Consider the following 26,455-nt stretch of genomic DNA (forward strand, 5'->3'; position numbering starts at 1 on the left):
CTACGTCCTGAACCGGGCCTTTGCCTCAAGCGTGACGGATAGCACTAACGGGGCTCTTGCGCCCTTCCCTGCTCCTCGTGCCAAAATAGGACAAGGAGTCCGGGGAGGGCTCCATCCGTCCAATTGTGGGCGGATCGCTCAGCATTGCACGCTATGGGGGGTCTGGTGACTCCTGATCGCCCTGTGACTGATCGTCACAGTGGTGTGACTGTCCGCTATGGCATGGTCCATCGGCTTCCGTCGCTGATGAACACCTGGGAGGGCAATTCCATCGGTTTGGCCGACGTGGCTGGACGGATGGTGTAGTTGTAGTGCCGAGGACAAGCCGTTCGTCCTATAACCGACTCGGCCCGCGTCCGCCATTTCGGGCAACGCGGGTCAAGGTGCAGAATTTAGAGGAAAGAACCGAGATGGTTCGGTTCTCCCGAGGAGGCCGCTCATGACCGCTCGCACCCCTGATGCCGAGCCGCTGCTGACCCCGGCTGAGGTTGCCACGATGTTCCGCGTGGACCCGAAGACGGTTACCCGCTGGGCCAAGGCCGGCAAGCTCACGTCCATCCGCACGCTCGGTGGACATCGCCGGTACCGCGAGGCAGAGGTCCGCGCACTGCTTGCGGGTATTCCGCAGCAGCGCAGCGAGGCCTGACACACCCCTGTCGCCGCGTCACAACTGGGCGTTCGGGTCCCCCAACCCGTACATGCCCACCCATAGCTCCAAATGACGGGCGCCCGCCCCAACGGGCGCCATACCTGTGCCATGGGTACGTCATTCGATCGCGCTGGACTCCGCCGGGTCCAGCGCGATCTTTTTTGTGCGCTCGCGGTCCCGGGGGCCTCGTGATCACCCCGGGCCTTCCGGCGGTCCCGCGGGCCTCGCCGCCCGCGCCCACCGGGGCGGTCGAGGGCGGCTCCGGCGCCGTTGAAAACCGGGCGCCCGGTTGGCTCCGGCCGGGAGTCGGCTCGGACGCCGTGCGAGCTTGCGCGGGTCTGTGGGGGAGTGTTCCCGGCCGCCCCGGGGAAGCCGGGAACTGACGGTCCGGAAGGTCCCGCGGTGCTTCCGCCCAAGGAGTGCAATTGCACATATTAAATTCGCCAGTTGTAGGAAGGGTGTAAAGTCCCCCCTTTTCAAAACTCATTCAGTGACTCCCGTCACACTGCACGAGTCTTGCCAAGTACGAGCCTGCCACCTTTGTGAAGCGGGTCGACCCGCCCTTGGTCGCCCGAGCGAGGGACCTTCGCCCCGGGCCCCCGAGGGCCCATCCTGGCGCCGTACGCGCCGGACCGGCGGCTCGGGCGGGGGAGTGGCCCGGGAGGCCGTCACAGGGCCCGTGGCGAGCCGCAGGAGCCGATGGCGGACCGGGCAGTGGGCACGTGAGGTGACGGAAGCCGGGGGCGGCGGCCGGATGGGCGCGCAGCAGCGCGCGGATCTCGTGCCCGGTGGACGCCGACATGCGCCCCACCTCCCGGTGGGCCGCCCCGCGCAGAGGAATGCGGAGGAACAGGGGCAGCCCTGCTGTCTGAGTACTCGTCGGCGGTTGCCGGAGTCAAGACGCGCGAAAGCCCGGATCCAGGGGGATCCGGGCTTTCGTTACTGCGGTCCTGACGGGATTTGAACCCGCGGCCTCCACCTTGACAGGGTGGCGAGCACTCCAAACTGCTCCACAGGACCAGGTTTTCGCGGCTGCCTTGCGGCTGGCTGCGAAGACAGACTGTACAGCAGGTCAGAGGGTCCGGTCGACCTCACCGAAGGTGGTGACTCCGTTACGGGCCCGGCCGGGGCGCGTTCACGGCGCCGCCGCGTCGATCGCCTTCACGATCCGCTTGTCGGAGACGGGGTACGCCGTCCCCAGGGCGTGCGCGAAATAGCTGACCCGGAGCTCCTCGATCATCCAGCGGATGTCCAGGACCTCCTGCGGCACGGGCCTGCCCTGCGGCAGCTGTTCGAGCAGCCAGGCGTACTCGTCCTGCATCTCGTGGACCTTCTCCATGCGCGTGGTGTCGCGCTGGACGGCCGTCGGCATCTGCTGGAGCCGGCGGTCCGCGGCGACCAGATAGCGCATCAGGTCGGGCAGCCTGCGCAGCCCGGTCGCGGTGACGAAGCCCGGTGGCACGAGGGCCGCGAGCTGGTCCCGTACATCGGTGACGTTGTCGACCAGGACCAGGCTGTTGGTGGTCTTCAGGCGCCGCTCGCAGGACTGCCAGGCGGCCAGCACCTGCTGGACCTGCTTGACGGCGTGCTCGGTCAGGGCGACGAGGTCGGCGCGCACCTTGTCGTACAGCTTCCGGAACGATTCCTCGTCCCACGCCGGGCCGCCGTGCGCGCCGATCAGCCGGTCGGCGGCCGCAGTCGCGCAGTCCTCGAAGAGCGCCTGGATGGAGCCGTGCGGATTGCGGGACAGGGCCAGCTTCTGCTGGTTCGTCAGCTTGTCGGAGGCGAACTTCGCCGGATTCACCGGCACATTCAGCATGATCAGCTTGCGGGTGCCGAGCCACATCGCCCGCTGCTGCTCGGCTTCGGTGTCGAAGAGCCGTACGGCCACTGTCTCGCCCTGATCGACGAGCGCCGGATACGCCTTGACCGGCTGCCCGGCCCTTCCCCGAGTTCTCGACTTCGCTCGACCAGGGGAGACCCCATCCGTCTCGAAGACGCGGTTCAGCGTGCCGATCGTCCAGTCCGTGAGGCCCGAACGCTCGATGGACTCGCCCGTGGGCCCAGCGGTCGCCGCGGCGGCCTTGGAGAGGGCCTGACGGGCCTTGGGGCGCAGCTGGAGCTTCAGCGCCTCCAGGTCCTTGTCCTCGGCCACCTTGCGGCGCCGCTCGTCGACGATCCGGAACGTGATCTTCAGGTGGTCCGGCACGCGGGTCAGGTCGAAGTCGTCGGCCGTGACCGGTACACCGACCATGCGCTGGAGCTCACGGGCGAGCGTGACCGGCAGCGGCTCCTGCAGCGGGACCGCCCGGTCGAGGAATTTGTCCGCGTAGTTCGGCGCGGGGACGTAGTGCCGGCGGATCGGCTTGGGCAGCGAGCGGATCAGTTCGGTGACCACTTCCTCGCGCAGGCCCGGGATCTGCCAGTCGAAGCCCTCCGCGGTGACCTGGTTGAGCACCTGGAGCGGGACGTGGACGGTCACACCGTCGGCGTCCGCGCCGGGCTCGAACTGGTACGTGACACGGAACTTGAGCTTCCCCTGCCGCCAGGAGTCCGGGTAGTCGTCCTTGGTGACGGCCCCGGCCTTCTCGTTGATGAGCATCGAGCGCTCGAAGTCCAGCGCGTCCGGCTCGTCGCGGCGCTTGTGCTTCCACCAGGAATCGAAGTGCGCCCCGGAGACCACGTGCTCGGGGATGCGCTGGTCGTAGAAGTCGAACAGCGTCTCGTCGTCCACGAGGATGTCGCGGCGCCGAGCGCGGTGTTCCAGCTCCTCGACCTCGCCGAGGAGTTTGCGGTTGTCGTGGAAGAACTGGTGGTGCGTCCGCCAGTCGCCCTCGACGAGGGCGTTGCGGATGAACAGATCGCGGGACGTCTCAGCGTCGATACGGCCGAAATTGATCTTGCGCTGGGCGACGATCGGCACCCCGTACAGCGTGACCCGCTCGTATGCCATTACCGCCGCCTGGTCCTTCTCCCAGTGCGGCTCGCTGTAGGTGCGCTTCAGCAGATGCTGGGCCAGCGGCTCGATCCACTCCGGCTCGACCCTGGCGTTGACCCGCGCCCACAGCCGGGACGTCTCGACCAGCTCGGCCGACATCACGAACCGCGGCTGCTTCTTGAAGAGCGCCGATCCGGGGAAGATCGCGAACTTGGCGCTACGGGCACCGAGGTACTCGTTCTTCTCGGTGTCCTTCAGCCCGATGTGCGAGAGCAGCCCGGCCAGCAGCGAGGTGTGCACCGACTGCTCGGGTGCGTCCTCCTCGTTGAGGTGGATCCCCATCTGCTTCGCGACGGTACGCAGCTGCGCGTAGATGTCCTGCCATTCGCGGATGCGCAGGAAGTTCAGATACTCCTGCTTGCACATCCGGCGGAAGCTGGACGAGCCGCGCTCCTTCTGCTGCTCGCGGATGTACCGCCACAGATTCAGGAACGCCAGGAAGTCGGAGGTCTCGTCCTTGAAGCGGGCGTGCTGCTGATCGGCCTGCGTCTGCTTCTCCGAGGGCCGCTCGCGCGGGTCCTGGATGGAGAGCGCGGCCGCGATCACCATGACCTCGCGGGCACAGCCGTTGCGCTCGGCCTCGATGACCATGCGGGCCAGACGCGGGTCGACGGGCAGCTGCGAGAGCTTCCGGCCGAGCTGGGTGAGCCGCTTCTTCGGATCCTTCTCCTCCGGATCCAGCGCGCCGAGCTCCTGGAGGAGCTGGATGCCGTCGCGGATGTTGCGGTGGTCCGGCGGGTCGATGAAGGGGAACTTCTCGATGTCGCCGAGGCCGGCCGCGGTCATCTGGAGGATGACGGAGGCGAGGTTCGTACGCAGGATCTCGGGGTCGGTGAACTCCGGACGGGTCAGGAAGTCGTCCTCGGAGTACAGCCGGATGCAGATTCCGTCCGACGTGCGGCCGCAGCGGCCCTTGCGCTGGTTGGCGCTGGCCTGCGAGATCCGCTCGATCGGCAGCCGCTGGACCTTGGTGCGGTGGCTGTAGCGGGAGATCCGGGCGTTGCCCGGGTCGATCACGTACTTGATGCCGGGAACGGTCAGCGACGTCTCGGCGACGTTGGTCGCCAGCACGATCCTGCGTCCCGTGTGGCGCTGGAACACCCGGTGCTGCTCGGCGTGCGAGAGGCGGGCGTAGAGGGGGAGGACCTCGGTGTGGCGGAGGTTCTTCTTGATCAGCGCGTCCGCGGTGTCGCGGATCTCGCGCTCGCCGGAGAGGAAGACCAGGACATCGCCCGGACCCTCCGACTGCAGCTCGTCGACGGCGTCGCAGATCGCGGTGATCTGGTCGCGGTCGGAGTCGTCGCCCTCCTCTTCGAGCAGGGGGCGATAACGGACCTCCACGGGGTACGTACGTCCGCTGACCTCGACGATCGGGGCCTCGCCGAAGTGGCGCGCGAACCGCTCGGGGTCGATCGTCGCCGACGTGATGACGACCTTCAGGTCCGGGCGCACGGGCAGCAGCCTGGCCAGATAGCCGAGCAGGAAGTCGATGTTCAGCGACCGCTCGTGGGCCTCGTCGATGATGATCGTGTCGTACGCGCGCAGCTCGCGGTCCGTCTGGATCTCGGCGAGCAGGATGCCGTCCGTCATCAGCTTGACGAACGTCGCGTCGGGGTTCACCTGGTCGGTGAAGCGGACCTTCCAGCCGACCGCCTCGCCCAGCGGGGTCTTCAGCTCGTCGGCGATGCGCTCGGCGACCGTACGGGCCGCGATCCGGCGCGGCTGGGTGTGCCCGATCACGCCCCGGACCCCGCGCCCCAGCTCCATACAGATCTTCGGGATCTGTGTGGTCTTGCCCGAGCCGGTCTCCCCGGCGACGATCACGACCTGGTGGTCGCGTATCGCCTCCAGGATCTCGTCCCTCTTCTGGCTGACCGGGAGCTGTTCCGGGTAGGACACGACCGGCATCCGCTCGGCGCGCAGCGCGATCCGCCCGGCTGCCTTTGCGGCCTCGGTGGCGATCTCGTCCAGCACGGACTGGCGGGCCTCGGGCTTACGGATCCGGCGCGCCCCTTCGAGACGGCGGCCGAGCCGGTGCGCATCGCGGAGCGAGAGGCGCCCGAGCTGTGACTGGAGATCAGCGAAGGAAGTAGACATACGGGTCCCAGGATCGCACCCGGGCCCGCGGAACGGCGAACGCATTTCGTGCGTTCCTGGTCACCGGACCGGCACTGCGCGGAGGCGCGGGAACACAGCACGTACCATTTCGGGCAGCTGATCAACCGTTGCCTCTGTCCGGAAAGGCCGGTCGCCGTGTCCGTGTCCCGTACGCAGTGGTGCTGCCTGGTGGCGGTGTTCGCGGTCGTACTGGGGCTGTTCTGCGGACCGGCGACGGCCGTCGTGGGTGCCGAGGCAGGCGGCGGAAGGCCGGCGGTTTCGGACGGCCCCGCCAAGGGCGCCGTGCCGGACGGCCCCGGGGCGGCCGTCGCGTCGGCCACGGACAGGCACGGGACGCCGGGGTGCGGCAAGAGCCGGAAACACGAGGACGGCGAGCCGGCTCTGCCGGGCCGGACCCGTGCGGCGCACGACCAGGCACCCGGCCTCGCCGCGTGGGGTCTGCCCGCCGCCACCGGACAGGGACCGGTCCCCCCGCCCGTGCGGATAGGGCCGCGCGGCCCCGTGTCCGCCGCGCCCACTCCGGTCGAGCTCTCCGTACTGAGGGTGTAGACGGCCCCTCCCGCCCGGCCGTTTCCCATCCCTCCCGCATCGCCAGCACGGAGTCCCGCATGCCCAAGTCCAAGCCCACGCCCAAATCCTCGTCCGCGCGTACGGCAGCGTCACGTACGGCGTCGTCGTCCAAGAAGCCGCTGATCTACGGCGCCGGAGTCGTCCTCGCCGCTTCGCTGCTCGGCCTCGTGTCCTACTGGGCCACCGCCCCCGACCACTCCGGTTCGTCCTCCTCCTCGTCGGTCGCCGATGCCACGACCGACCCGGACGCGGGCGTCTACCCGGAACTGGCCGGGCTCGCCCGGCGTGACGCCGGTGACAAGCTCGCCCAGGGCCGGGTGGACGCGCCCGTCGTCCTCATCGAGTACGCCGACTTCAAGTGCGGCTACTGCGCCAAGTTCGCCCGCGACACCGAACCCGCCCTGGTGAAGAAGTACGTCGACAACGGCACGCTGCGCATCGAGTGGCGCAACTTCCCGATCTTCGGCGCGGAGTCCGAGGCCGCCGCCCGGGCCGCCTGGGCCGCCGGACAGCAGGGCCGCTTCTGGCAGTTCCACCGTGCGGCGTACGCCGAGGGGGTCATGGAGAAGGGCTTCGGCAAGGACCGGCTGAAGGCGCTGGCCCAGCAGGCGGGCGTGCCGGACCTCGACCGGTTCGCGCGCGACGCGGACAGCTCCGCCGCCTCCGCCGCGGTGGGCAAGGACCAGGAACAGGGATACGGGATCGGGGCGACCTCCACCCCGTCGTTCCTGATCAACGGCCGTCCGATCGCCGGAGCCCAGCCGCTGGAGACCTTCACCGGGGCCATCGAGGAGGCCGCCGAGAAGGCCCGCGGCACCGAGGACGCCAAGACCGGTGGCCACACCCCGGGCGCCGAGGACGGCGCGAAATGACGGCCGACATCGGCTACTTCGCGGCCTTCCTCGGCGGACTGCTCGCCCTGGTCAGCCCGTGCAGTGCCCTGCTGCTGCCGGCCTTCTTCGCGTACTCCATCGACTCCACCTCACGGCTCCTGGCCCGCACCGGCATCTTCTACGCCGGTCTGGCCACCACCCTGGTCCCGCTCGGCGCCGTGGGCTCGTACGCCGGACGGCTCTTCTACAGCCACCGCGACGCGCTCGTCCTCGGCGCCGGGTGGCTGATCATCGTGCTCGGCATCGCGCAGATCGTGGGCCTGGGCTTCGCCTCGCGCCGGATCGCCGCGCTCAGCGGCCGGATCCGCCCGACCACCGCCGTATCCGTCTACGCGCTGGGGGCCGTATACGGACTGGCCGGTTTCTGCGCGGGACCGATCCTCGGCAGCGTCCTGACCGTCGCGGCGGTCAGCGGCAGCCCGGTCTACGGCGGACTGCTGCTCGCCGTCTACGCCCTGGGCATGGCCGTCCCGCTCTTTCTGCTCGCCCTGCTCTGGGAACGCTTCGACCTGGGCCGCCGGGCCTGGCTGCGCGGCCGCACCTTCCGGCTCGGCCGCTTCGAGCTGCACACCACTACGCTGCTGTCGGGGCTCTTCTTCATCGGGCTCGGCGCGTTGTTCCTCGTGTACGACGGGACGACCGCGCTGCCCGGGCTGCTGAATGTGGACGACTCGTTCGCCGTCGAGCAGTGGGCCCAGCGCATCGGCGAGCACGTGCCGGACGCCATGGCGCTGGTGGCCGTGGTCGCGGTGGTGCTGCTGGTGCTGGCGGTACGGGCGTGGCGCGGCCGGGGCGTGAACTCGACGGACCGGGAAGAGGCCTGACACGGCGAAGGCCCCGTCCATCGGACGGGGCCTTCGGGTGGTGGCTGGGGCCGGGATCGAACCGGCGACCTATCGCTTTTCAGGCGATCGCTCGTACCAACTGAGCTACCCAGCCACGCAGCTCATAAGGGCTGCAGCGGTCCTGACGGGATTTGAACCCGCGGCCTCCACCTTGACAGGGTGGCGAGCACTCCAAACTGCTCCACAGGACCAAGCTGTTGTGCGACTAAGTGTCGCACAAGGTTGTGCGTGCCCCCAACGGGATTCGAACCCGTGCTACCGCCTTGAAAGGGCGGCGTCCTGGGCCACTAGACGATGAGGGCAGAACTGCTTGTGCTGCTGCTTCTGTGTCTGTCGCCCCGGAGGGCGTCAGAAGCGTCTGAGCTCCGCTTCCCCTCAAGAGGTTCCACTTTTCCTTCAACCTCTGGGGTCTCAGAACGGTCAAGCCCTGACCGGCGCCCTTGGGCACGTCGGAGACTGTACTACGGCGTTTCGACGTCAGCCAAACCGAATAGGCGAAGGGGCCGCTCCGGCCGGGTTCTCCCCCTGCGGAGAGCGGCTGACCTGGGCCGCCGCCCGTGTCGGGCGGGGCGGCACACGGTGTGCGGTGCGGTCGGGGCCCATGCCGATCGGGCGTACGGGACAATGGCGGGGTGCTGGAGATGACGCGCGAAGAGTTCGAAGAACTGGTCGCCGAGGCGCTGGACCGGATCCCGCCGGAGCTGACGCGGCTGATGGACAACGTCGCGGTGTTCGTCGAGGACGAACCGGACCCAGGTGATCCGCAGCTGCTCGGGCTGTACGAGGGCACGCCGCTGACCGATCGCGGCGAGTGGTACGCGGGGGTGCTGCCGGACCGGATCACCATCTACCGCGGGCCGACGCTGCGGATGTGCGAGTCGCGCGAGGACGTCGTGGCCGAGACCGAGATCACGGTCGTCCACGAGATCGCCCACCACTTCGGCATCGATGACGAGAGGCTGCACGCGCTCGGCTACGGCTGAGCGCACGGGCGCCGCGCGGGCACGGTGCGGGCGGCGCGGCGGGCCGAGGGTGCCGGGCGGGAGGTGTGCGGGCCGGGACGGGGCGTGTCCCCGGCGGGGCTGCGGGAGTTGGGCACGGTGTCCCCACCCCTTCCCGTACCGCCCCGCCCACCCTCTTCGTCCCCCGGAGGTGCCTCCCGTGCGCCAGTTCTCCGCCCCCGTCCGGTGGGCGTCCGTCATCGCCGTGACGGTCGCCGCGTCCACAGGCTGCATGAGCGTCGGTGACGACGGAGGGGAACCTTCGTCTTCGCCGTCGTCCGAGTCGAAGGGCGGCGGGGTCGAGCCGGACGGCGGCACCGTGGCGGGCACGGGCAGCGGCCGCACCGGTGGTGGCCGTGCCGAGGCGCACTCCGAGCGGGAGGCGGCCGAGCCTCCGGAGCCGAGCGGCTCCGCCGAGCCGTCGGGCGGGCCCGGTGGCGTACGCCCCGGCGCGGAGCCCGGTGAGCCCGGGGATTCGGGGGCGGCGCCGGGTGGTGGGTTGCCCGCGCCCTCGGCCTCGCAGCCGGGGCCCGGCGTGCCGCAGCGGCCCGAATCCCCGCCGCCGTCCGGGCCCGCCACCCCCGAGCCGCCCGCTTCCCCGGACCCGGACCCGGACCAGGAGCCCCCGGAACCGTTGCCGCAGCCGTCCGCTTCGTCAGGGGCCCAGCTCCGTAACGACGCGATGAGTGCGCCGACGGAGCCGTCGTCGCTGCGGACGCCGGACGTATCACCGCAGGTGGAGCCGGTGTAGTGGGGGGCCGAAGGAGGGCGGTTTGCGCGATGTGGGGGGGAGTGCGTATGGTAGTAGATCGTTTGATCCCATTGCCCGGCGCCGAAACAGAAGCGCGCCGTGTGGCGCGTACTCTCCCTTGCCGTGGCTGGACCGCATTGAGGCGGTCGAAATTGCGAATCACGGAGTTACGGGCGCGTGCCGAGACTCCGGAAGGTTTCGCATTTCGCATGTCAATTTCCAGTTCTGACCACACCGTCATGCCCGAGAACGTCGACAACGTCGAGCTCATCGAGGCTGCAGAGGCCGTCGTCGCCGAGGCCGTTGCCTCCGTCGAGGCCGACGCACCCCGGGCCGAGCAGGCCGGTACCGACGCGGCTGACGACGCCGACGCCGAGCCGACCGTCACCTTCGGGGACCTGGGCCTGCCCGAGGGCATCGTCCGCAAGCTCGCGCAGAACGGCGTGACCGCGCCCTTCCCGATCCAGGCCGCGACCATCCCGGACGCCCTGGCCGGCAAGGACATCCTGGGCCGCGGCCGTACCGGCTCCGGCAAGACGCTCTCCTTCGGTCTGCCGACCCTGGCCACGCTGGCCGGCGGCCACACCGAGAAGAAGAAGCCCCGCGCGGTCATCCTCACCCCGACCCGTGAGCTCGCGATGCAGGTCGCGGACGCGCTGCAGCCGTACGGCGACGTGCTCGGCCTGAAGATGAAGGTCGTCTGCGGCGGTACGTCGATGGGCAACCAGATCTACGCGCTGGAGCGCGGTGTCGACATCCTCGTCGCCACCCCGGGCCGGCTGCGCGACATCATCAACCGGGGCGCCTGCTCCCTGGAGAACGTCCAGGTCGCCGTCCTCGACGAGGCCGACCAGATGTCCGACCTGGGCTTCCTGCCCGAGGTCACCGAGCTGCTCGACCAGGTTCCGGTCGGCGGTCAGCGCATGCTCTTCTCCGCCACGATGGAGAACGAGATCGGCACGCTGGTCAAGCGCTACCTGAACAACCCGGTGAGCCACGAGGTCGACAGCGCCCAGGGCAACGTCACGACCATGACGCACCACGTCCTCGTCGTGAAGCCGAAGGACAAGGCGCCGGTCACCTCCGCCATCGCCGCCCGCAAGGGCCGCACCATCATCTTCGTCCGCACCCAGCTGGGCGCCGACCGCATCGCCGAGCAGCTCGTCGAGGCGGGCGTCAAGGCGGACGCGCTCCACGGAGGCATGACGCAGGGCGCCCGTACCCGCGTCCTCGCCGACTTCAAGGACGGTTACGTCAACGCGCTCGTCGCGACCGACGTCGCCGCCCGCGGTATCCACGTCGACGGCATCGACCTGGTGCTGAACGTGGACCCGGCCGGTGACCACAAGGACTACCTGCACCGCTCGGGCCGTACCGCCCGGGCCGGCAAGTCCGGTGTCGTCGTCTCGCTGGCGCTGCCGCACCAGCGTCGGCAGATCTTCCGCCTCATGGAGGACGCGGGCGTCGACGCCTCGCGTCACATCGTGGGCGGCGCGGGTGCCTTTGACCCGGAGGTCGCCGAGATCACCGGCGCCCGTTCGCTGACCGAGGTCCAGGCCGACTCCGCGAACAACGCCGCGAAGCAGGCCGAGCGCGAGGTCGCCGACCTGACCAAGCAACTGGAGCGCGTCCAGCGCCGCGCCGGTGAGCTGCGCGAGGAGGCCGACCGCCTCGTCGCCCGTGCCGCGCGCGAGCGGGGCGACGACCCGGAGACGGCGGTGGCCGAGGCCGCCGCCGAGGCGGAGGCCGCGATCGAGGCCGCCGTCTCCGTACCGGAGCAGCCCTCCGCCCGTGACGACCGTCGGGACGACCGCGGCAACTTCGACCGCCGGGACAGCCGTGGCGGCGACCGCGGCGGCTACCGCGGTGGCAACGACCGTCGGGACGACCGCGGTGGCGACCGTGGTTTCCAGCGTCGTGACGACCGTTCGTCGGGTGGCTTCCGTCGTGACAACGACCGTCCGTCGTTCAACCGTGACCGTCGTGACGACCGTCCCTCGGGCGGCTTCCGCTCCGGTGGCAACGACCGTCGTGACGACCGTGGTGGCCGTTCCTTCGACCGTCGTGACAACGACCGTCCGTCGTTCAACCGCGACCGTCGTGACGACCGTCCCTCGGGCGGCTTCCGCTCCGGCGGCAACGACCGTCGTGACGACCGTGGTGGCCGTTCCTTCGACCGTCGTGACAACGACCGTCCGTCGTTCAACCGCGACCGTCGTGACGACCGTCCCTCGGGCGGCTTCCGCTCCGGCGGCAGCGACCGTCCGTTCAACCGTGACCGTCGTGACGACCGTCCGTCGGGCGGCTTCCGCTCCGGCGCCAGCGACCGTCCGACCGGCCGCCGTGACGACCACCGCGGCACCGGCACCAACACCGGTTCCTTCGGCCGCCGCGACGACAAGCCGCGCTGGAAGCGCAACGGCTGAACGCCGTGAGGACCTGCTGAAGGTCCGCTGAAAGGTCCACGGAAAGCGGGCCCGCTCTTTGCGAGCGGGCCCGCTTTTCTTTTCGCTTCCCTCACATGAGTGACCACTGCTAGCATCCGGCCACTCGCACAGGGGCGGGGCCGGGGGGCTTTGCGAGCTCTACGTGATTCCTTTACGGCGGGCCGCCGTCGATCATCTGTGCCCTTCATGCCTTCGGGCATTCCGGGGAGGACTGACCCTTTTGGCTCGCCTTGCTTATTCACGCGGTCGTGGCGCCCGGCGCCGTGTTGCCGCGCTGGCCGCTCTCACCGTGGTCGCGGCCGGTCTCGGCACGGTGCCGGGCGCCGTCGCCGCGGACGCGCCGGCACCCATCGCGACGAACGGTGTCTGGGGCATCGACTTCGCCGGTGGAGTGCTGAACACGGTGGAAGTCGCCCCGAGCGGCCCGCAGTTCGCGTTCGCCCGTCAGGTCTCCCCGGGCGGGGCGACGGTGGGCGCTCCCACCTCGATGGGATACGTGGACACCTTCGCCACCGGTGCGCATGCGAAGCGTGTGCCGTGCGACGCAGGTTCCTGCGTACTCCTGCGTGCCACCGGCAACGGCCATATGGGCCGCTTCTTCGTCGACAACGGCCGGGAAACCGCCCAGATCTGGCTGACGGGGAACAGCTACCACAGCTCCGACGAACCCGCTGTGACCGGTGGTCAGTTCGTGGACGCGACCGGACGCTACTTCGTCTACAACGCGGCATCGACCGGCAAGCAGTACATCGACGACGTCGGGGTCCGCAGGTCGGATGTGCGGATGACCCGGTCCATCACCGCCGCCTCGGTATGGGGATCGGGGCTGTGGACGGCGAGTTCCACCACCGGAGCCGTCACCGCGACCGACCTCGAACAGAAGAAGGTCGTCCAGACCGTCGCCACCGGCGCCCCGTGCGTGATCAAGGAACTCCAGACCGTCAGCCGCTGGATCTACTGGAACTGCGGCCCGAGCGGTGCCGCCGGGGTGTACGACCGTACGGCGAAGAAGAGCGTCACCGTGGCGCCCGGCGCCGCGCTCGTCGGCGACGGCTATCTCGTCCGGCACGACCGGACCGCCGGGAAACTGCTGCTCACCGACTTCCACACCGGGAAGGCCGCACCGCCCCGGGAGATCGCGGACCTGCCCGCGGGCGGCACCGCCGACCAGCGCCGGCTGACCTGGGCCGTGGACAAGTTCGGCGGCGACATCGCGTATGTCGGCCCGGACAAGTCGATCCGGATCGTGGAGAGCGGGGTGCCCACGCAGCCGCTCGCGAAGATCGAGTCGGATCTCAACGCCGGGTACATCGATCTCAAGAACAGCGGCGGCGGCCAGAACTGGGAGAGCACCTGGCAGCTCAACGCGCCCGCGACCTGGACCTTCGTGGTCAAGGACATCCGCGGGCGGGCGATCCGTACCCTCTCCGGCGGTCCCGGTGCCGAGGTCGGGGTCAACTGGGACGGCCGGACAGACAAGGGCGGCTACCCGACCAACGGGGTCCACACCTGGACGCTGACCGCCAGGGCCGCCAAGGGCGGCGGCACGTACACCACGAGCGGGAAGATCTCGGTCTCCGGCGGTGTCCAGGGCCATCACGACCAGGGCGGCTACGACTTCGGCGAGCTGGTCACGCTCAACTCCGCAGGCGCCCTGACCCTCCACTACACCGAAGGCAAGGGCAAGTTCGACTGGAAGCGCTCCGGCTCCGGCTGGTCCAAGGGCACGGTGGCCATCCCGTTCGGGGACATGGGCAGCGACCGGTGCTCCGAGATGCTCGTACGGATGCCGAACGGGGAGCTGCGCCGGTACGCCGGAAAGTGCGGCGCCCCATACACCCCGAACAGCAGTCACACTTCGCTCGGCACGGGCTGGAACGCCTACAACGTCCTGACCGCGCCGGGCGATCTGACCGGTGACGGCCGCACGGACCTGCTCGCGCGCAAGGCGTCGACCAGCGACATCTACCTCTTCGCCAACGACGGCCACGGCAAGCTGAAGGCCGGCGTGAAGATCCGTTCGTCCTGGACCGCCTACACGAAGATCGTGGGCGCCGGAGACCTCAACGGCGACGGGTACGGCGATGTGCTGGCCCGTCACAAGGACGGCACGCTCTACCGCTACGACGGCACCGCCACCGGGAAGCTGAAGGAACGGGTGAAGGTCTTCTCCGCGTGGGGCGCCTCGTACAACACCATCGTCGGGGTGGGAGACATCACCGGTGACGGGAAGGCCGACCTCGTCGAGCGGGACAGCTCCGGCAATCTCTACCGCAACAACGGCAACGGCAAGGGGTCGTTCGGCTCGCGTACGAAGATCGCCACCGGGTGGCAGGGCTACAAGGGGATTTTCTGATGGGAATCAGACTTCGCACGGCGTTCCGGACGGCTCCGCGGCTCCGGACGGGCCCCCCTGCGGTGGGCCGGGCGCTCACCACCGTGACGGCGGCCGGTGCCGTACTCGCCGGGCTGCTGGGCTCCACGCCACAGGCCCAGGCGGCCACGACGGTTCCCTCGTGGCTCATACCGCTCCACTACTCCGACGACGCGGACGGCTCCCACCGGGCCTGCACGGGCATCACCCTGTCCAAGACCCGGACGCTGGCCACGCCCGACTGTTTCACCGGCCGCAGCCACGCGGACATGGAGTGGGACCACGACCTGAAGAGCGGCCTGCTGCGGGGAGGTAGCAGCGATCCGCGCTACCGGAGCCATCCGACGTACGACGCCGCCACGCGGCGGGGCGCGGTCTCGGTGGCGATCCGGGCGACGCCGGCCTCGTACGGCAAGCCCGTGATGGCCTCGCCGAGCGACACGGCGTTGTACGCCACGGGCGCCAAGGCGACGTTCTACTCGTGGTCCGGCCTGGACCTGGACGACGCCCCGCGGGTCCGTCACACCGAGCAGGTCGTGCTCAAGTCGGCCGCGACCTGCGCCACCTTGCTCGGCCGCACGCTGCCGGGCGGCACGCTCTGCACCGTACCGGCGCCCGGCGCTCCCCCCGTCGCGGACGAGGACCAGTGCTTCGGCGACGCGGGCGGAGCGCTCGTCGGCGGTGGCAAGCTCATCGCCATATCGGCCACCAGGGCCACCGGCTGTGTCGCGGGCGGGGTACGCCTCTACACCCGGATCTCCTCCTACCGGTCCACGATCACCGACTGGGCCCGTGACGTCGACCTCGACGAACGGATCAGCGGCTCGGTCCTGGCGCGGGAACCCAGCGACCTCATCGACCTCTGCACCACGAACCAGCAGGGCAAGCTGGACGGTTGTTACGTCGACAGAATGGGCTCGATGCTCGACTGGGACGACGATTTCGACTTCCTGACGCAACTGGGCGATCTGGGCGGCGACGGCAAGGGCGACCTGCTCGCCCGTACACCGGGCGGCACGCTCTACCGCATTCCCAACCCGCTCGCGTACGGCGAGGTCGGCGACGCCCCGAAGGTGAAACTGGGCACCGGCTGGTCCAAGTACAACAAGATCGTCGCCGCCCGCGACCTCAGCGGCGACGGCCTTCCCGACATCCTCGCCCGTGACACCTCGGGTGTGGTCTGGCTCCACCGCGGCAGGAGCGACGGCTCCCTGGCCGGCCGTACGAAGGTCACCACTTGGAAGAGCTACACCGCCATCGCGGGACGCGGGGACCTGTCGGGCGACGGCCGCGCGGACATCGTGACGCGGGACGGCGCCGGGGTGCTCTGGCTCTACCGCGGCAACGGCAAGGGCGGCTTCTCCCCACGTACGAAGATCGGATCGGGCTGGGGCAAGTACAACGCGATCGTCGGCAGCGGCGACATGGACCACAACGGGCGTCAGGACATCCTCGCGCGGACGCCCGCAGGCGCGGTGTACCTCTACAACGCGAACCACACGGGGGGCTTCTCGGCGCCGAAGAAGCTGGCCGACACGCGCTGGAAGAAGTACACGCGGATCAGCTGAGGCGCAGGACGCGCGGATCGGCTGAGGCGCGGGACGCGCGGATCGGCTGAGGCGCGGGACGCACGGATCGGCTGAGGCGCGGGACGCGCGGATCAGCCGATCCGGCGAGAGCCGAAGAAGAGGCGGTGGGAGCTCAGGAAGGGCGCGGCCTGCGGGGCGCGCCCTTCCTGAGTACTCCACATCGAGGTGTAGGCGGGGTCGACCGCGACGATGCTCAGGCCGTGTTCGGCGGCCATGGAGACCAGCCGGGCCTTGAGTTTGCCGGTCGGGATGCCGGAGATGAGCTGCCGGAACCGTTTCCTGCGGCCGTGCTTCTCGCGGGTCTTCTCGGTGGTGAAGTCGAGGTCTTCGATGGCGATCGCGGTCACACCGGCCTGCTTGGCCCAGTGGATCAGGCGGGTCAGTGCGTGACGGATCTGGGCGTCGCGATGGGTGGTGGTGCCGGACAGGTCGTAGGGGAAGCGGTGCGGGTCGCCGATGGGGTTGCCGTGCGGGTCGAGGTGGTAGGCGGCGAAGTGGTCGGCGTTGGTGTCGACGCCGATCATGCCCCGGGCGTGGGCGGTTTCCAGCGGGATGGTCTGGACGACGGGGCGTTGCCAGGTGGCGGTGAGGTACCAGCGGCGGCGGTCGGTGTCGAGGTGGATGCGGTAGGCGACGGCTCGGTTCGCTTCGGTGTGGTCGGCCCACTCCACGCCGCGGTGCGCGAACGCCACGGTCGAGGTGAGGGTGTACCGGCCGTGCTTGGCGTTGGCCAGGTGGGCGAGCGGGGCGGGCAGTTTGATGCTGACCTCGCCGTCCGGGGTGACGCGGATTGTTTCGTTCCCGAACCGCTTCCCTGACTCGCCGTCGGCGGCGATGAACCAGCGCTCCGCCTCCCAGCGTTCCCGCCACTGCTCCTCGGTGAGGTGGGCGTCGGCGAGGTGATGGCGAGTGTTGAGGAGGCGTTTGCCGCCCCGTACCACCCGGACGCGTCCGGCCTGTCGGTCGGCGACAGCGGCAGCATGCCGGGCCTCCAGCGCCGCGAGGCGGCGGGACTTGTGGAACCACTCGCCCCTTGGAACGGTAGCCACCGGCTGCTCGCTTGGTGCCCCTCGTGCCGATCGGGAGGGACAGGCGGTGCCGCAGTGTCCCTATCCCGGCCTCCAGATTCCGGATGTGCGCGGCCTGGCAACGCCGGGCCAGCGCCCACTGGTCATGTGTGGCTTTGGTGATCGCACCGGCGATCCGCGACGACGACACCCCGGTCAGGTCCCGCTTACGCGAAGCCCACGTCTTCGCGCTGTGCTCCAGCCCATCCGCGCAACGGGCCCTGAGGTCACGGGAAGTGAGCGCGCCCTGATACGCGCCGACCTCACGCAGAACCTTCTCGTCCTGGGGCGTGAGGTGCTTGAGACGGTCCCGGACCGCCACCCCGCAAGGCCCGGGCGCCACGAACGGTGCCGTCAACTCCCGCACACCACGCACCACGTCACCCCCTCCCACGAGACCGGACACCTGCCACTCAGCCCAACGAGCACCAGCCGCCAAGGTCACCCATTCGGCCCCAGAACTCCCGTTCCCACCCCATGAAGCCGCCGACAGGACCCACTCCGGCTCACTCCAACGCACTTCAGCTCAGCAAACCGACAGCAGCTCACAACCTCTGAGACGCCTGCCCGTACCCCTTGAGCCCCCGCACATTTCCTGCAGAACCCCCGCGGATCCCACCGTGACAGGGCCCGGTAACCGATACCCGATCGGCGGCCGGGCCCCGGCGGGCTATGCTCAGGGGTGATTCGCCGGGGGCCGTTAGCTCAATTGGCAGAGCAGCGGACTTTTAATCCGTTGGTTGTGGGTTCGAGTCCCACACGGCCTACCGACAGCGGGGGAGGGGCAACCCTCTGACCTGCTACTTAGCGCCTCGATCGGTTTCATTCGGTCGGGGCGCTCCGTCTTCCCCGACCTCGTGCGTGAGCGATGCGTGAGCGGACGGTCCGACAGCAGGGGCTACGGAGGGGGCCCTACGGGCACGTGGCACCAGCGCGGCGGCGGCTTCTGCCGCGGCTTTGTCGACCTCGGGCAGCAGGCTCGTGTACGTGTCCGACGTGAGCGTGATCGTGGAGTGGTGCAGCGTCTCCTTGATCGTGTGGAGGTCACCACCCCCGCCGTGGATGAGAGTGGCCGCGACGTGACGCAGGTCGCGCAGAGTGATCGGCGGCAGGTCGGTGGTGGCGAGGATGCGGCGGAACGTCTCGGAAACCGTCTCCGGGTGCAGCCAGGAGCCGTCCTCACGGGTGAAGACCTTGCCGGTCTCGTTCCAGGCGTCGCCCCACTTCTCCCGGGCGCTCAGCATCGCTTTGTGGTGCTCGCACAGAAGAGCGACGTTGACGCTGTCCAACGCGATCGTGCTGGCGCTGCCGTCGGTCTTGGGGGCGGACTCGTAGGTGTCCCAGCCGTCGACGACGATTTCCTTGGCCGGGGTGATGAGGCCGGCGTTCAGGTCGACATCGGTCCAGCTCTGGCCAACGGCCTCGCCCCTGCGAAGGCCACGGGTGCCGACGAGGTGGAAGAGAGCGTAGAGCCGATCGGATTCGGCCGCGTCCAGGAACGTGCCGAACTGCGCAGGCGTCCAGACCATCACCGGTGACGGCAGTTCACCGGTGGCACGCCAGCGCTCCACCCGCTGGGTCGTCCAGAGCAGGGGCTTCGGGCGCTTGCCGGACTCCAGTTCGACGTGGGAGGCAGGGTTGAAGGTGATGTGCTGCTGGGCGATCGCCGCGTTCAGAGCCGCTCGCAGCGTGCGCCGGATGCTCTGCTGCGTGGCTGGGCCGGTGATCTTCCGGAAAGGCTTCATCTCGGCGAGTTTTTCCCGCTCGACGGCGAGCCGCGCCCGCTCGGCTGCAATGGGGCGGCCGGCCTTGCTGGGCTTGCACCTGGCGATCTGCTCGCGGCGTTCGAGGTTCTCCGCCTGGACCACCTCGTTGGCGTCGGCTATGCCGTCGTACATCTCCACCAGGTGGCCGACATTGAGACGGTCGAGGCGGACATGGCCGATGCGCGGCTTCAGGTGCACGCGTATGTGCGAGGCGTACCCGTTGAGCGTCGTCTTGCGTGACTTCTTCGAAAGAAGCCACTGGTCGAGCCATTCGCCTACGGTACGTCGGCCGATCAGGTCCAGTCCCGCCCTGAAGCGCCTGCGGGTGTCCTCGATGTCGGGCAGCGGAGCCTTCTCGTCCGCGACCTGTTCGAGCAGGGCCGCGATGCGGGCCAGGTCGTGCTCGTCGTCGGAATCGGCGATGGAGATGAGAGCCCGTACGTGGTCCAGGTCGGACTGTGCCGCCTTCAGCGTCTCGTAGCCGGCGCGGTTGAAGGAGCGGCGGGTGCCGTCCTCACGGGGTGGGAGTTCCTGGCGTATGGCGTAGGAGCCGTGCTTGCGGCTGGTGAGCTTGGGGCACTTCTTGCCGAGCGGCTTGCCGGTCTTGGGGTCGCGGCAGTAGCAGCGGCGGTGTGTGGAGCCCTTCAAAGGCGTTCCTCCGTGGTGGTGTCAGGGGCCGAGTCGGGTGGGTCGACGTCGTGGAGTGCGGGTGGGAGGTCGGGTGGGGTGGCTCCGTCCTCGCGGAGTTCCCGGCGGAGGTGGCGGAGTCTGTACTTGGCGGAGATGGCCTGGTCGGCGTACGTGGTGCGCTTGCGTTCGGCTTCTTCCTGCTGTGCGCGGCCGGTTGCTGTCTTGGCCGTGAACCGTGCCTGTTCTTCTTCTTCGAGGGCGGCCAGGGCGGTGCGTACGAGGCTGGCGTGGGCTTCGAAGTCGGGGACCAGGCCCGGGTCGTATCCGGGCACTTCCTGTTCGCCGGTGAAGCGCCGTAGGGCGTCCCAGGTGGGGACGAGGCTCTGGAAGGGGAGTTCCTGGGTCTGGTCGACGTATCCGACTGGGAAGATCAGGCAGGCCGGGTACGTCTCCAGGGCGGCGGCCAGGACCATGACGTCCACCAGCGGAAGGCTGGCCCGGCGGCCGGACTCCATGTTGGCGATCACGTTGCGCGGGATGGGGTGTCCGAGCTGCTCGCACTGGTCGGCCAGGTCCTGTGCGCTCCACCCCATCTCCTTCCGTCTCCGGCGGACTTCGCCGGCCACGTTTGCCTTGACCCGGTCCACCCACTCTGGGAAGTCGTCCTCTTCATCATCCATACCGTGTTGTGTCATGCAGACACATTAGCTTGAGGATGCTGGTTGGTGGGTGCCTGGAGCCGGACGTGATGGCCACGTTCGCCGAGGGCTGTGCCGAAAGGGATGCCGCATGCGTGAAAACGCCACATCAGGACGCTCGAAGGGGATGAGTCGGGAGGATCTGCTGGCCCTTCCGGTGGCTGTTGACCTGGAGACAAGCAACCGCGCCCTGGGGCTCGGCCGGAGCAAGGGTTATGAGCTGGCGAAGCGGGGTGCGTACCCGTGCAAGGTTCTGAGGCTCGGCAGCGCCTACCGCGTCGTGACTGCGGATCTGCTGGATCTGCTGGGGCTGGCGGCGTGAAAGGGCGGCAGCGTAGCAGGCCATTCTGCGTTGAGCTGACACAGAATCGCTGGACTGTTGGCGGGCGTCGACGTACCGTCCGTGTTCCCTCGCGATGGCCTTGCGCCCGCGAGACGGGAACGGGCCCCCGGCGGTGCAACGCCGGAGGCCCCAGCAACCCCCAACGGCCCGCGAAGAACCAACCCGGCGGCAAGGGCGCGCAAGCCCGCCACCGCCAGACGAGGAGCTGCCCCCGTGAAACACGAAGCAACCGAGCCCTATTCCACCTCCGACAAGCCATCCTGGCCGCCGGTCGCCATACCCGGACAGCCGTCTGAGCCTGGGCCGTCCGTGGACGGACCCGACAACTCCTCGGCCTCCGAAGGTGAGCGGGTGCTGACGGAGCTACGGGAGCAGCTCCGCCGGTACGTCGTGCTGCCCAGCGAGGAAGCCTTCACGGCGGTAACCCTGTGGGTGGCGGCCACCCACCTGCAGACCGCATGGCAGCACGCTCCGCGGCTGGCCGTCGTCGGACCGGCGAAGCGGTGCGGCAAGTCGCGGCTGCTGGACGTGATCACCGAGAGCGTCCACGATCCGCTGATCACCGTCAACGCCTCGGCCGCCGCGGTGTTCCGGTCGATCACCGACACCCCGCCCACCCTGCTGGTTGACGAGGCCGACACCCTCTTCGGCTCCGCGAAGGTCGCGGAGAAGAACGAGGAGATGCGCGGCCTGCTCAACGCGGGACACCAGCGCAACCGCCCCACCCTCCGCGTCTCCGGCCCCAACCACGAGGTCGCGAAGTTCCCCACCTTCGCCATGGCGGCCCTCGCCGGCATCGGCGACCTGCCCGACACGATCATGGACCGGTCGATCGTCATCCGCATGCGCCGCCGCAGGCCGGGCGAGAAGGTGGCCGAGTTCCGCACCTACCGCGACACCCCGCCCCTCCACGCCCTGCGCGACCGGCTCGCCGCCTGGCTGGCCCCGCTCCACGCCGACGCGATGGAGCTGACACCGGCCATGCCGGTCCAGGACCGCGCGGCCGACACCTGGCAGCCGCTGGTGTCCGTCGCCGACCTCGCCGGCGGACCATGGCCCCACCTCGCGCGTACCGCCTGCCGGGTCATGGCCAAGCACGAGGCCGAGCAGGACCAGGACCGCAGCAGCCTGGGCATCCGCCTCCTGGCCGACATCCGCCGCGCCTTCGCCACCGAAGGCGACCCGCCGATGCTCCGCACCAGTCGGCTCCTCGACATCCTCAACCGGGACGACGAGACCCCGTGGCCGGAGTACACCGCCAACGGCCTGACCGCCCGGGGCCTGCAGATCCTGCTCCAGGAGTACGGCATCGGTTCGGCGAATCACCGCTTCCACGGCCACGTCCAGGCCAAGGGCTTCACCCGCCAGCAGTTCGCCGACTCCTGGGCACGCTACTGCCCCGAACTCGCACCGGAAGCCACGGCCGGGGCCTGACCCGGCACGACCCGTCGCGACTCGTCCCCGCGCAGGTCAGCGCGGTGACGAGTCGAGGGGCGGTGACGAGTCGACTCGACATCACCGCCCCACCCGTACCTGCCCTGACCAGGCATGCAACGAGTCGCGACGGGTCTCTCTCCCCCTCACCGGGCCACGTCAGCCGCACCTCCGTACCCCTGGAGCACTCTCCATTGCCTTCCCCTGCCCTCGCCGCAGCGCCGACCGCTGCCCCGGTGCCCCTGGCCGCCGCGATCCGCACGGGCGTGGCGTTGCTGGCCGTGGCGGCCTTCGCCCTCTCCTACGACGCCCTGCGCCAGATGGCCGCCGCCAGCCACATCCACCCGGCGCTCACCTACGCCTTCCCGCTCGTCATCGACGGGTTCATCGCCATCGGGATCGGCGCCCTACTCGTTCTGCGAACCGCACCCCTGTCCGCCCGCCTCTACGTCTCGGCGCTGGTCGGCATCGCCACCGCCACAAGCATCTGGGCCAACGTCCTGCACGCCATCCGCCTCAACCAGCAAACCCGCCACAACGGCCTCGCCCTCGACGACATCACCGTCGGAGCCATCTCCGCCATCGCCCCACTCGCCCTGGCCGGAGCCGTCCACTTCTACCTCCTTGTCGCCCGACGCCCCATCACCGCCGGCCGCCACAACCCCATCGGTCACAGCGCCAATGACGGCCACAAACCCGCCGTGGGAGACATGGGTCGCGAAACGTCACCGCCAACCGCCACGAGCGCCAACGACGTGGCGCAGCCCGCCGCGAAGCACCTGGCAAAGGCTCCGTACCAGGCAGGTATGCCGGGAGGTACTCCGCCAAGCATTTCGCTGGAGCAGGCCATCGACATCGGTCGTACGGCTCCCCTCGGACGGGCCGACCGTGTCTCGCGCCGCAACGTCGAGAAGGCGATCCGGGACAAGGGGTTCGGCATCTCCCGAAGCCGCCTGGACAAGGTCAAGAACCTGCTGCAGGCCGAACTCGACGAGGCCACCGCAGGCACCGGCTGACCCCACAACCCGTCGCCCTCGCCCGCCCTTCCCCGAATCAGCACGGGAAGGGCGGGTCCTCACCACCACCCCTTGCAGGAGTCCACATGCACGACCTCAACCACGAACTCCCTCCATCTCAGAAGCAGATGACCTACACCCCAGCTCCAGGCGGAGCAAGCTGTAGCGCTGGACCGTCCAAGGGCCGGTCCAGCGCGCTTGCCTCCGCCCCGGGGGTGGCGGAGGAGGTCCGGCGCCAGGGGGTGCCGAACCCGGAGCTGGTGGCCGAGGGCGGCCACCAGCAAGACAAGCCCGCTGCCAAGCGGGGCCGCCGACGCTCCCGCCAGCCGCGGCAGCGCGTGAAGCGCCTGACCTTCCGCGCCAGCGAGGCCGAAGACGCAGAGATCCAGGCCGCAGCCGACGCGAAGGGTGTCTCCAAAGCCCGGTTCATCGCTCAGGCGGTCCACGCACAACTCCACGGTCGGAACGGACTTGACCAGGACGAGGCTTTCGACAGGCTCGAAGCGGCCCGCGTCGACCTGGCCCGTGTCGGCAACAACATCAATCAGATGGCGCGGATCCTGAACTCCGGCGGCGACGTCGTCCACCTCGCTCGCGCCACTAACGAGGTCTGCGAGTCCGCAGCCATGGTGAAAGCTGCCGCCCGGAAGCTGGTGAGCTGAGTCCTTGGTCCCCGACATCAACCCGCCGGGCGGCCGGACGATCGGCCTGCTCAAGTACCTCTACCGAACCAGCGACATCGAAGCTCACGTCGACCCGCACATCGTCGCCGCCTACGACCCCTTCGTCGTCGATCCCGGCCGCGATCCGAGCGCCACGTTCTCCGAGCTCGCCGCCGATCTCGACCAGTGGGTCGACGCCCTGAAGGACAAGGCCCCGTCCAAGCACGTCTGGCACTGCTCGGTGCGCACCGCGGACACCGACCGCATCCTCAGCGACAAGGACTGGGCCACCGTCGTCCGCCGCATCGTCAACGCCACCGGCATTGCTCCCGAGGGCGATGAGCAAGCTTGCCGCTGGATCGCGGTCCGGCACGCCCCCGACCACATCCATCTCGTCGCCACCCTCGTACGCGCCGACCGCACCCAGCCACGCCGCCACAAGGACGCCACCCGAGCCCAGGCGGAATGCCGCAAGATCGAGAAGGAATTCGGCCTGCGCCAGTTGAAGAAGGGCGACGGCACCGCCGCCAAACGCCCCACCAGCGCCGAACGGCGCAAAGCTGAACGTCTCGGCCAGGAGGCCACGTCGCGTGAGCTGCTGCGAGAACACGTCCACCGCGCCCTCGCCGGCGCTCCCGACGAGACCGAGTTCTTTGACCGCCTTGCCGCCGAAGGCGTACGGATCAAGAAGCGCGTCGCCCCGTCCGGCGACCTTCTTGGCTACTCCGTAGACCTCGTCGGTGACCGCAATGCCAAGCAGGAACCCATCTGGTATTCGGGCTCGAAACTCGCACCTGACCTGTCCCTGCCCAAAATCCGTGAGCGCTTCACTACCGAACGAGACGTCCCCGAGCCCCCGGCCCTCGTGGAACGGGCCGGCGAATCCGCGCCGGGCCGCGCCCGCCGCTTCTCCGCCGAAGCCCTCGATACGGCACTTACCATGATCGCTTCCCCCGACGACGAGGCTGCGGCTGCCCACATCGTCGGGGTGGGCGAGGTCCTCGACGCTCTCGCTCAAACCACCTTGGGCCGTCCGCATGAGGAACTCCGAGATGCCGCAAGGACCTTCGAGCGCGCAGCCCGTTCCCATATTCGCGGTGAACAGACCCGGATGTACGCACTCCGACGGGCCGCTCGCCAGATCGTCCACTCCGGGCATGCCCTCGGACACGGAGCAGACGGTGCCGCCACCGCTCTGGTCCTGGACGTTCTGATCCTCGCCGTTGTCGCCGCCGGCCACTGGCACGCCGCCCACCAGCACGCCCAGCAAGCCGAAGCCGCACGCCAAACCGCCATGCACCTGCGCACGGCGTACCGGACTGCTGCTGCGGGTCTGTTGGCCGACATGCGCGCATACGGCGAAGGGCTCTCTGCGCGGACACAGCACAACCAGATCGCCGCAATCCGTTCCGCACGGCCTGAACTGGCCAGCCGCGTCCAGACCGAGGCCAGCTGGCCCGCCCTGGCGGTCATGCTGGATCAAGCCCAGCGGGCCGGACACAACCCCTCGGTCCTCCTCCACACGGTCACAGCACAACGGGAGTTCGACAGCGCGGACTCCGTCAGCGAGGTGCTCATCTGGCGCCTGTACCGGCTCGATCTCGCACCCGCCGAGATGCCCACCGCTGCGCGAGCCGACAAGCGACCGGCTAAACAGGGTCGGCACATCGCTCCGCCCGCCACCAGCCCAGGTACGGCGGCTGCGCACCCTCGTCGGCGTTGAGAACGGAACCGACGTCTTGGGCGTGACGCCCATCGGCACCCTGTCCGCCTGCCCTCAAGCAGGTGCACAGGGTGGGTCAACCGAGCAGGTGGGTCAGGTGCTTTCGCAAGGGCGCCTCGAGTTCCAGGTTGTTTCCGCGTTCGATCCCTTGGAGGTACTCGCTGGCCACGACCAATTGGGAGAGGCAGCCGGAGGCGGACTGCAGGATGGGCTTGAACTCGCGGAGGACGCGGTCTGCAACCGAAGGGACAGCGAGGCTGGAGATGTAGAGGGTGGCCGCGTCGTAGCCGGCTGGAGCCAGTCCCCACCGCTCCCAGTCCAGGATGAAGAGCTCGGGACCGGTCAGATTCGACCACTGGATGTCGGCGTGTGCGGTACTCCACTCCAGGACTTCGGTGGCCACGTCCGTCCCGAGGAAGCGGGGCAAGGCCCAGTGGAGCCGTTCTTGGCGAACAGCTACACGGCTCGTGGACACGAGGGAGATCGTGTCCAGCGCATCGCGTAGCTGGGCCCACCACACGGCGGAGAGGTCCAGGCCCGGTGGCGCCAAGGGCGACCGATTGAGCGGCCGGCCATTGGCGCGGTTGTGGACCTCGGCACGGTAGGCGTACGCGTCGGTCGACCATTCGAAAGCCCCGCGGAAGCGAGGACGCGGAACGCGGTCCGGCATCGCTTCGTGTGCTTCTTCCGGTCCCTTCCAGGATGCGCTGGCTGCTTTCTCTGCCTTGGTCTCGGCCACCCGCAGCCAGAGGTGGCCGCTGGCCGGGCCGCTCAGGGTCTTACCGTCCCACCCCCAGGTCTCCTCACTGCCTGCAGCATTGAGAGAGAAGACTGTGGCGGCGTACTCGAATGCTCGTCGCATTCGTTCTGCTGTGGCGTGG

Annotated in this window: 19 protein-coding genes, 5 tRNA genes and 1 pseudogene; 15 read left to right on the plus strand and 10 right to left on the minus strand. The window is 69.3% G+C overall.

Features of this window, described 5'->3' with window-relative positions; all coding sequences use genetic code 11:
* Positions 1–439 precede the first annotated feature (439 nt).
* The gene (gene bldC, locus OH735_RS19605; RefSeq protein WP_003949541.1) at positions 440–646 is read left to right on the plus strand and encodes a developmental transcriptional regulator BldC; all 207 of its coding nucleotides are present in this window, start codon (positions 440–442) and stop codon (positions 644–646) included.
* Positions 647–1,136: 490 nt separating this feature from the next.
* On the opposite strand, the gene OH735_RS19610 is transcribed toward bldC, so the two are convergent.
* The 3 genes from OH735_RS19610 to hrpA form a co-directional block, all read right to left on the minus strand.
* Complete coding sequence (locus tag OH735_RS19610) at positions 1,137–1,451, minus strand: DUF6274 family protein (RefSeq protein WP_406382817.1); 315 nt, start codon at positions 1,449–1,451, stop codon at positions 1,137–1,139.
* A 143-nt stretch (positions 1,452–1,594) separates the two neighbouring features.
* Positions 1,595–1,669 (minus strand) — tRNA-Asp (locus tag OH735_RS19615).
* Between the two features lie 115 nt (positions 1,670–1,784).
* The gene (hrpA, locus tag OH735_RS19620) at positions 1,785–5,744 is read right to left on the minus strand and encodes an ATP-dependent RNA helicase HrpA (protein ID WP_406382818.1); all 3,960 of its coding nucleotides are present in this window, start codon (positions 5,742–5,744) and stop codon (positions 1,785–1,787) included.
* Between the two features lie 156 nt (positions 5,745–5,900).
* Here hrpA and OH735_RS19625 point away from each other — a divergent pair, with 156 nt between their 5' ends.
* From OH735_RS19625 to OH735_RS19635, 3 genes are read left to right on the plus strand one after another with little or no spacing between them, the layout of a single operon-like run.
* A complete protein-coding gene (locus tag OH735_RS19625) occupies positions 5,901–6,314 on the plus strand; it encodes a hypothetical protein (protein WP_406382819.1) in 414 nt (137 codons plus the stop codon).
* A 59-nt stretch (positions 6,315–6,373) separates the two neighbouring features.
* Positions 6,374–7,207 (plus strand): DsbA family protein, encoded by an 834-nt coding sequence (locus tag OH735_RS19630; RefSeq protein ID WP_406382820.1) that lies wholly within the window; start codon positions 6,374–6,376, stop codon positions 7,205–7,207.
* Positions 7,204–8,052 carry a cytochrome c biogenesis CcdA family protein gene (locus OH735_RS19635; protein WP_406382821.1) on the plus strand — a complete coding sequence of 283 codons (849 nt, stop codon included), beginning with the start codon at positions 7,204–7,206 and terminating at the stop codon, positions 8,050–8,052. The genes OH735_RS19630 and OH735_RS19635 overlap by 4 nt, the downstream gene beginning before the upstream one ends.
* Positions 8,053–8,090: 38 nt before the next feature.
* Here OH735_RS19635 and OH735_RS19640 read toward each other — a convergent pair.
* The 3 genes from OH735_RS19640 to OH735_RS19650 all read right to left on the minus strand — a co-directional run bounded on the left by OH735_RS19640 (position 8,091) and on the right by OH735_RS19650 (position 8,375).
* Positions 8,091–8,167, minus strand: a tRNA-Phe gene (locus OH735_RS19640).
* A gap of 22 nt (positions 8,168–8,189) precedes the next feature.
* A tRNA-Asp gene (locus OH735_RS19645) sits at positions 8,190–8,264 on the minus strand.
* A gap of 38 nt (positions 8,265–8,302) precedes the next feature.
* Positions 8,303–8,375 (minus strand) — tRNA-Glu (locus tag OH735_RS19650).
* A gap of 330 nt (positions 8,376–8,705) precedes the next feature.
* On the opposite strand from OH735_RS19650, the gene OH735_RS19655 reads away from it, so the two are divergent.
* The 5 genes from OH735_RS19655 (at position 8,706) to OH735_RS19675 (ending at position 16,214) form a co-directional block, all read left to right on the plus strand.
* Positions 8,706–9,056: a metallopeptidase family protein gene (locus OH735_RS19655; protein WP_266747485.1), complete on the plus strand. Its 351-nt coding sequence runs from the start codon at positions 8,706–8,708 to the stop codon at positions 9,054–9,056.
* Positions 9,057–9,234: 178 nt separating this feature from the next.
* Positions 9,235–9,825 (plus strand): hypothetical protein, encoded by a 591-nt coding sequence (locus tag OH735_RS19660; protein WP_406382822.1) that lies wholly within the window; start codon positions 9,235–9,237, stop codon positions 9,823–9,825.
* Positions 9,826–10,064: 239 nt separating this feature from the next.
* Positions 10,065–12,251, plus strand: a complete 2,187-nt coding sequence (locus OH735_RS19665; protein WP_406386646.1) for a DEAD/DEAH box helicase — start codon at positions 10,065–10,067, stop codon at positions 12,249–12,251.
* A gap of 241 nt (positions 12,252–12,492) precedes the next feature.
* The gene (locus tag OH735_RS19670) at positions 12,493–14,628 is read left to right on the plus strand and encodes an FG-GAP repeat domain-containing protein (RefSeq protein ID WP_406382823.1); all 2,136 of its coding nucleotides are present in this window, start codon (positions 12,493–12,495) and stop codon (positions 14,626–14,628) included.
* Positions 14,628–16,214, plus strand: a complete 1,587-nt coding sequence (locus OH735_RS19675) for an FG-GAP-like repeat-containing protein (RefSeq protein WP_406382824.1) — start codon at positions 14,628–14,630, stop codon at positions 16,212–16,214. Before OH735_RS19670 ends, OH735_RS19675 begins: the two co-directional genes overlap by 1 nt.
* 152 nt (positions 16,215–16,366) lie before the next feature.
* Here the strand turns inward: OH735_RS19675 and OH735_RS19680 are convergent.
* Positions 16,367–17,678, minus strand: a pseudogene (locus OH735_RS19680) (IS200/IS605 family accessory protein TnpB-related protein); the annotation flags it as partial.
* A 318-nt stretch (positions 17,679–17,996) separates the two neighbouring features.
* Here OH735_RS19680 and OH735_RS19685 point away from each other — a divergent pair.
* A tRNA-Lys gene (locus OH735_RS19685) sits at positions 17,997–18,069 on the plus strand.
* A gap of 33 nt (positions 18,070–18,102) precedes the next feature.
* On the opposite strand, the gene xerC is transcribed toward OH735_RS19685, so the two are convergent.
* Both xerC and OH735_RS19695 read right to left on the minus strand, forming a co-directional pair.
* Positions 18,103–19,716, minus strand: coding sequence for a tyrosine recombinase XerC (xerC, locus tag OH735_RS19690; RefSeq protein WP_406382825.1), 1,614 nt, complete (start codon positions 19,714–19,716; stop codon positions 18,103–18,105).
* A complete protein-coding gene (locus tag OH735_RS19695; RefSeq protein WP_406382826.1) occupies positions 19,713–20,378 on the minus strand; it encodes a transcriptional regulator in 666 nt (221 codons plus the stop codon). The genes xerC and OH735_RS19695 overlap by 4 nt, the downstream gene beginning before the upstream one ends.
* A 109-nt stretch (positions 20,379–20,487) precedes the next feature.
* Between OH735_RS19695 and OH735_RS19700 the strand changes: the two genes are divergently transcribed.
* From OH735_RS19700 to OH735_RS19720, 5 genes are all read left to right on the plus strand, one after another.
* On the plus strand, positions 20,488–20,718 hold the full coding sequence (locus tag OH735_RS19700; protein WP_401988629.1) for a hypothetical protein: 231 nt from the start codon (positions 20,488–20,490) through the stop codon (positions 20,716–20,718).
* Between the two features lie 234 nt (positions 20,719–20,952).
* Positions 20,953–22,173 carry a DUF3631 domain-containing protein gene (locus OH735_RS19705; protein WP_406382828.1) on the plus strand — a complete coding sequence of 407 codons (1,221 nt, stop codon included), beginning with the start codon at positions 20,953–20,955 and terminating at the stop codon, positions 22,171–22,173.
* Positions 22,174–22,367: 194 nt separating this feature from the next.
* Positions 22,368–23,189: a DUF2637 domain-containing protein gene (locus OH735_RS19710; RefSeq protein WP_406382829.1), complete on the plus strand. Its 822-nt coding sequence runs from the start codon at positions 22,368–22,370 to the stop codon at positions 23,187–23,189.
* Positions 23,190–23,275: 86 nt separating this feature from the next.
* Entirely contained in the window at positions 23,276–23,851 is a 576-nt protein-coding gene (locus OH735_RS19715; protein ID WP_406382830.1) for a plasmid mobilization protein, read from the plus strand.
* A gap of 4 nt (positions 23,852–23,855) precedes the next feature.
* Positions 23,856–25,574, plus strand: a complete 1,719-nt coding sequence (locus OH735_RS19720; RefSeq protein ID WP_406382831.1) for a mobilization protein — start codon at positions 23,856–23,858, stop codon at positions 25,572–25,574.
* Between the two features lie 76 nt (positions 25,575–25,650).
* Here OH735_RS19720 and OH735_RS19725 read toward each other — a convergent pair whose 3' ends face one another.
* A complete protein-coding gene (locus OH735_RS19725) occupies positions 25,651–26,436 on the minus strand; it encodes a hypothetical protein (protein WP_406382832.1) in 786 nt (261 codons plus the stop codon).
* Between the last annotated feature and the right edge of the window lie 19 nt (positions 26,437–26,455).

This window comes from Streptomyces sp. NBC_01618 (genome assembly GCF_045209435.1).
GTDB lineage: Bacteria > Actinomycetota > Actinomycetes > Streptomycetales > Streptomycetaceae > Streptomyces.

Bases quoted from the DNA above. Each gene is read 5' to 3' on its own strand.
- OH735_RS19675 (WP_406382824.1), top strand. From the start codon at position 14,628: ATGGGAATCAGACTTCGCACGGCGTTCCGGACGGCTCCGCGGCTCCGG.
- bldC (WP_003949541.1), top strand. From the start codon at position 440: ATGACCGCTCGCACCCCTGATGCCGAGCCGCTGCTGACCCCGGCTGAG.
- OH735_RS19725 (WP_406382832.1), bottom strand. From the start codon at position 26,436: ATGCGACGAGCATTCGAGTACGCCGCCACAGTCTTCTCTCTCAATGCT.
- OH735_RS19715 (WP_406382830.1), top strand. From the start codon at position 23,276: ATGCACGACCTCAACCACGAACTCCCTCCATCTCAGAAGCAGATGACC.
- hrpA (WP_406382818.1), bottom strand. From the start codon at position 5,744: ATGTCTACTTCCTTCGCTGATCTCCAGTCACAGCTCGGGCGCCTCTCG.
- OH735_RS19610 (WP_406382817.1), bottom strand. From the start codon at position 1,451: ATGTCGGCGTCCACCGGGCACGAGATCCGCGCGCTGCTGCGCGCCCAT.
- OH735_RS19630 (WP_406382820.1), top strand. From the start codon at position 6,374: ATGCCCAAGTCCAAGCCCACGCCCAAATCCTCGTCCGCGCGTACGGCA.
- OH735_RS19695 (WP_406382826.1), bottom strand. From the start codon at position 20,378: ATGGATGATGAAGAGGACGACTTCCCAGAGTGGGTGGACCGGGTCAAG.
- OH735_RS19635 (WP_406382821.1), top strand. From the start codon at position 7,204: ATGACGGCCGACATCGGCTACTTCGCGGCCTTCCTCGGCGGACTGCTC.
- OH735_RS19665 (WP_406386646.1), top strand. From the start codon at position 10,065: ATGCCCGAGAACGTCGACAACGTCGAGCTCATCGAGGCTGCAGAGGCC.
- OH735_RS19700 (WP_401988629.1), top strand. From the start codon at position 20,488: ATGCGTGAAAACGCCACATCAGGACGCTCGAAGGGGATGAGTCGGGAG.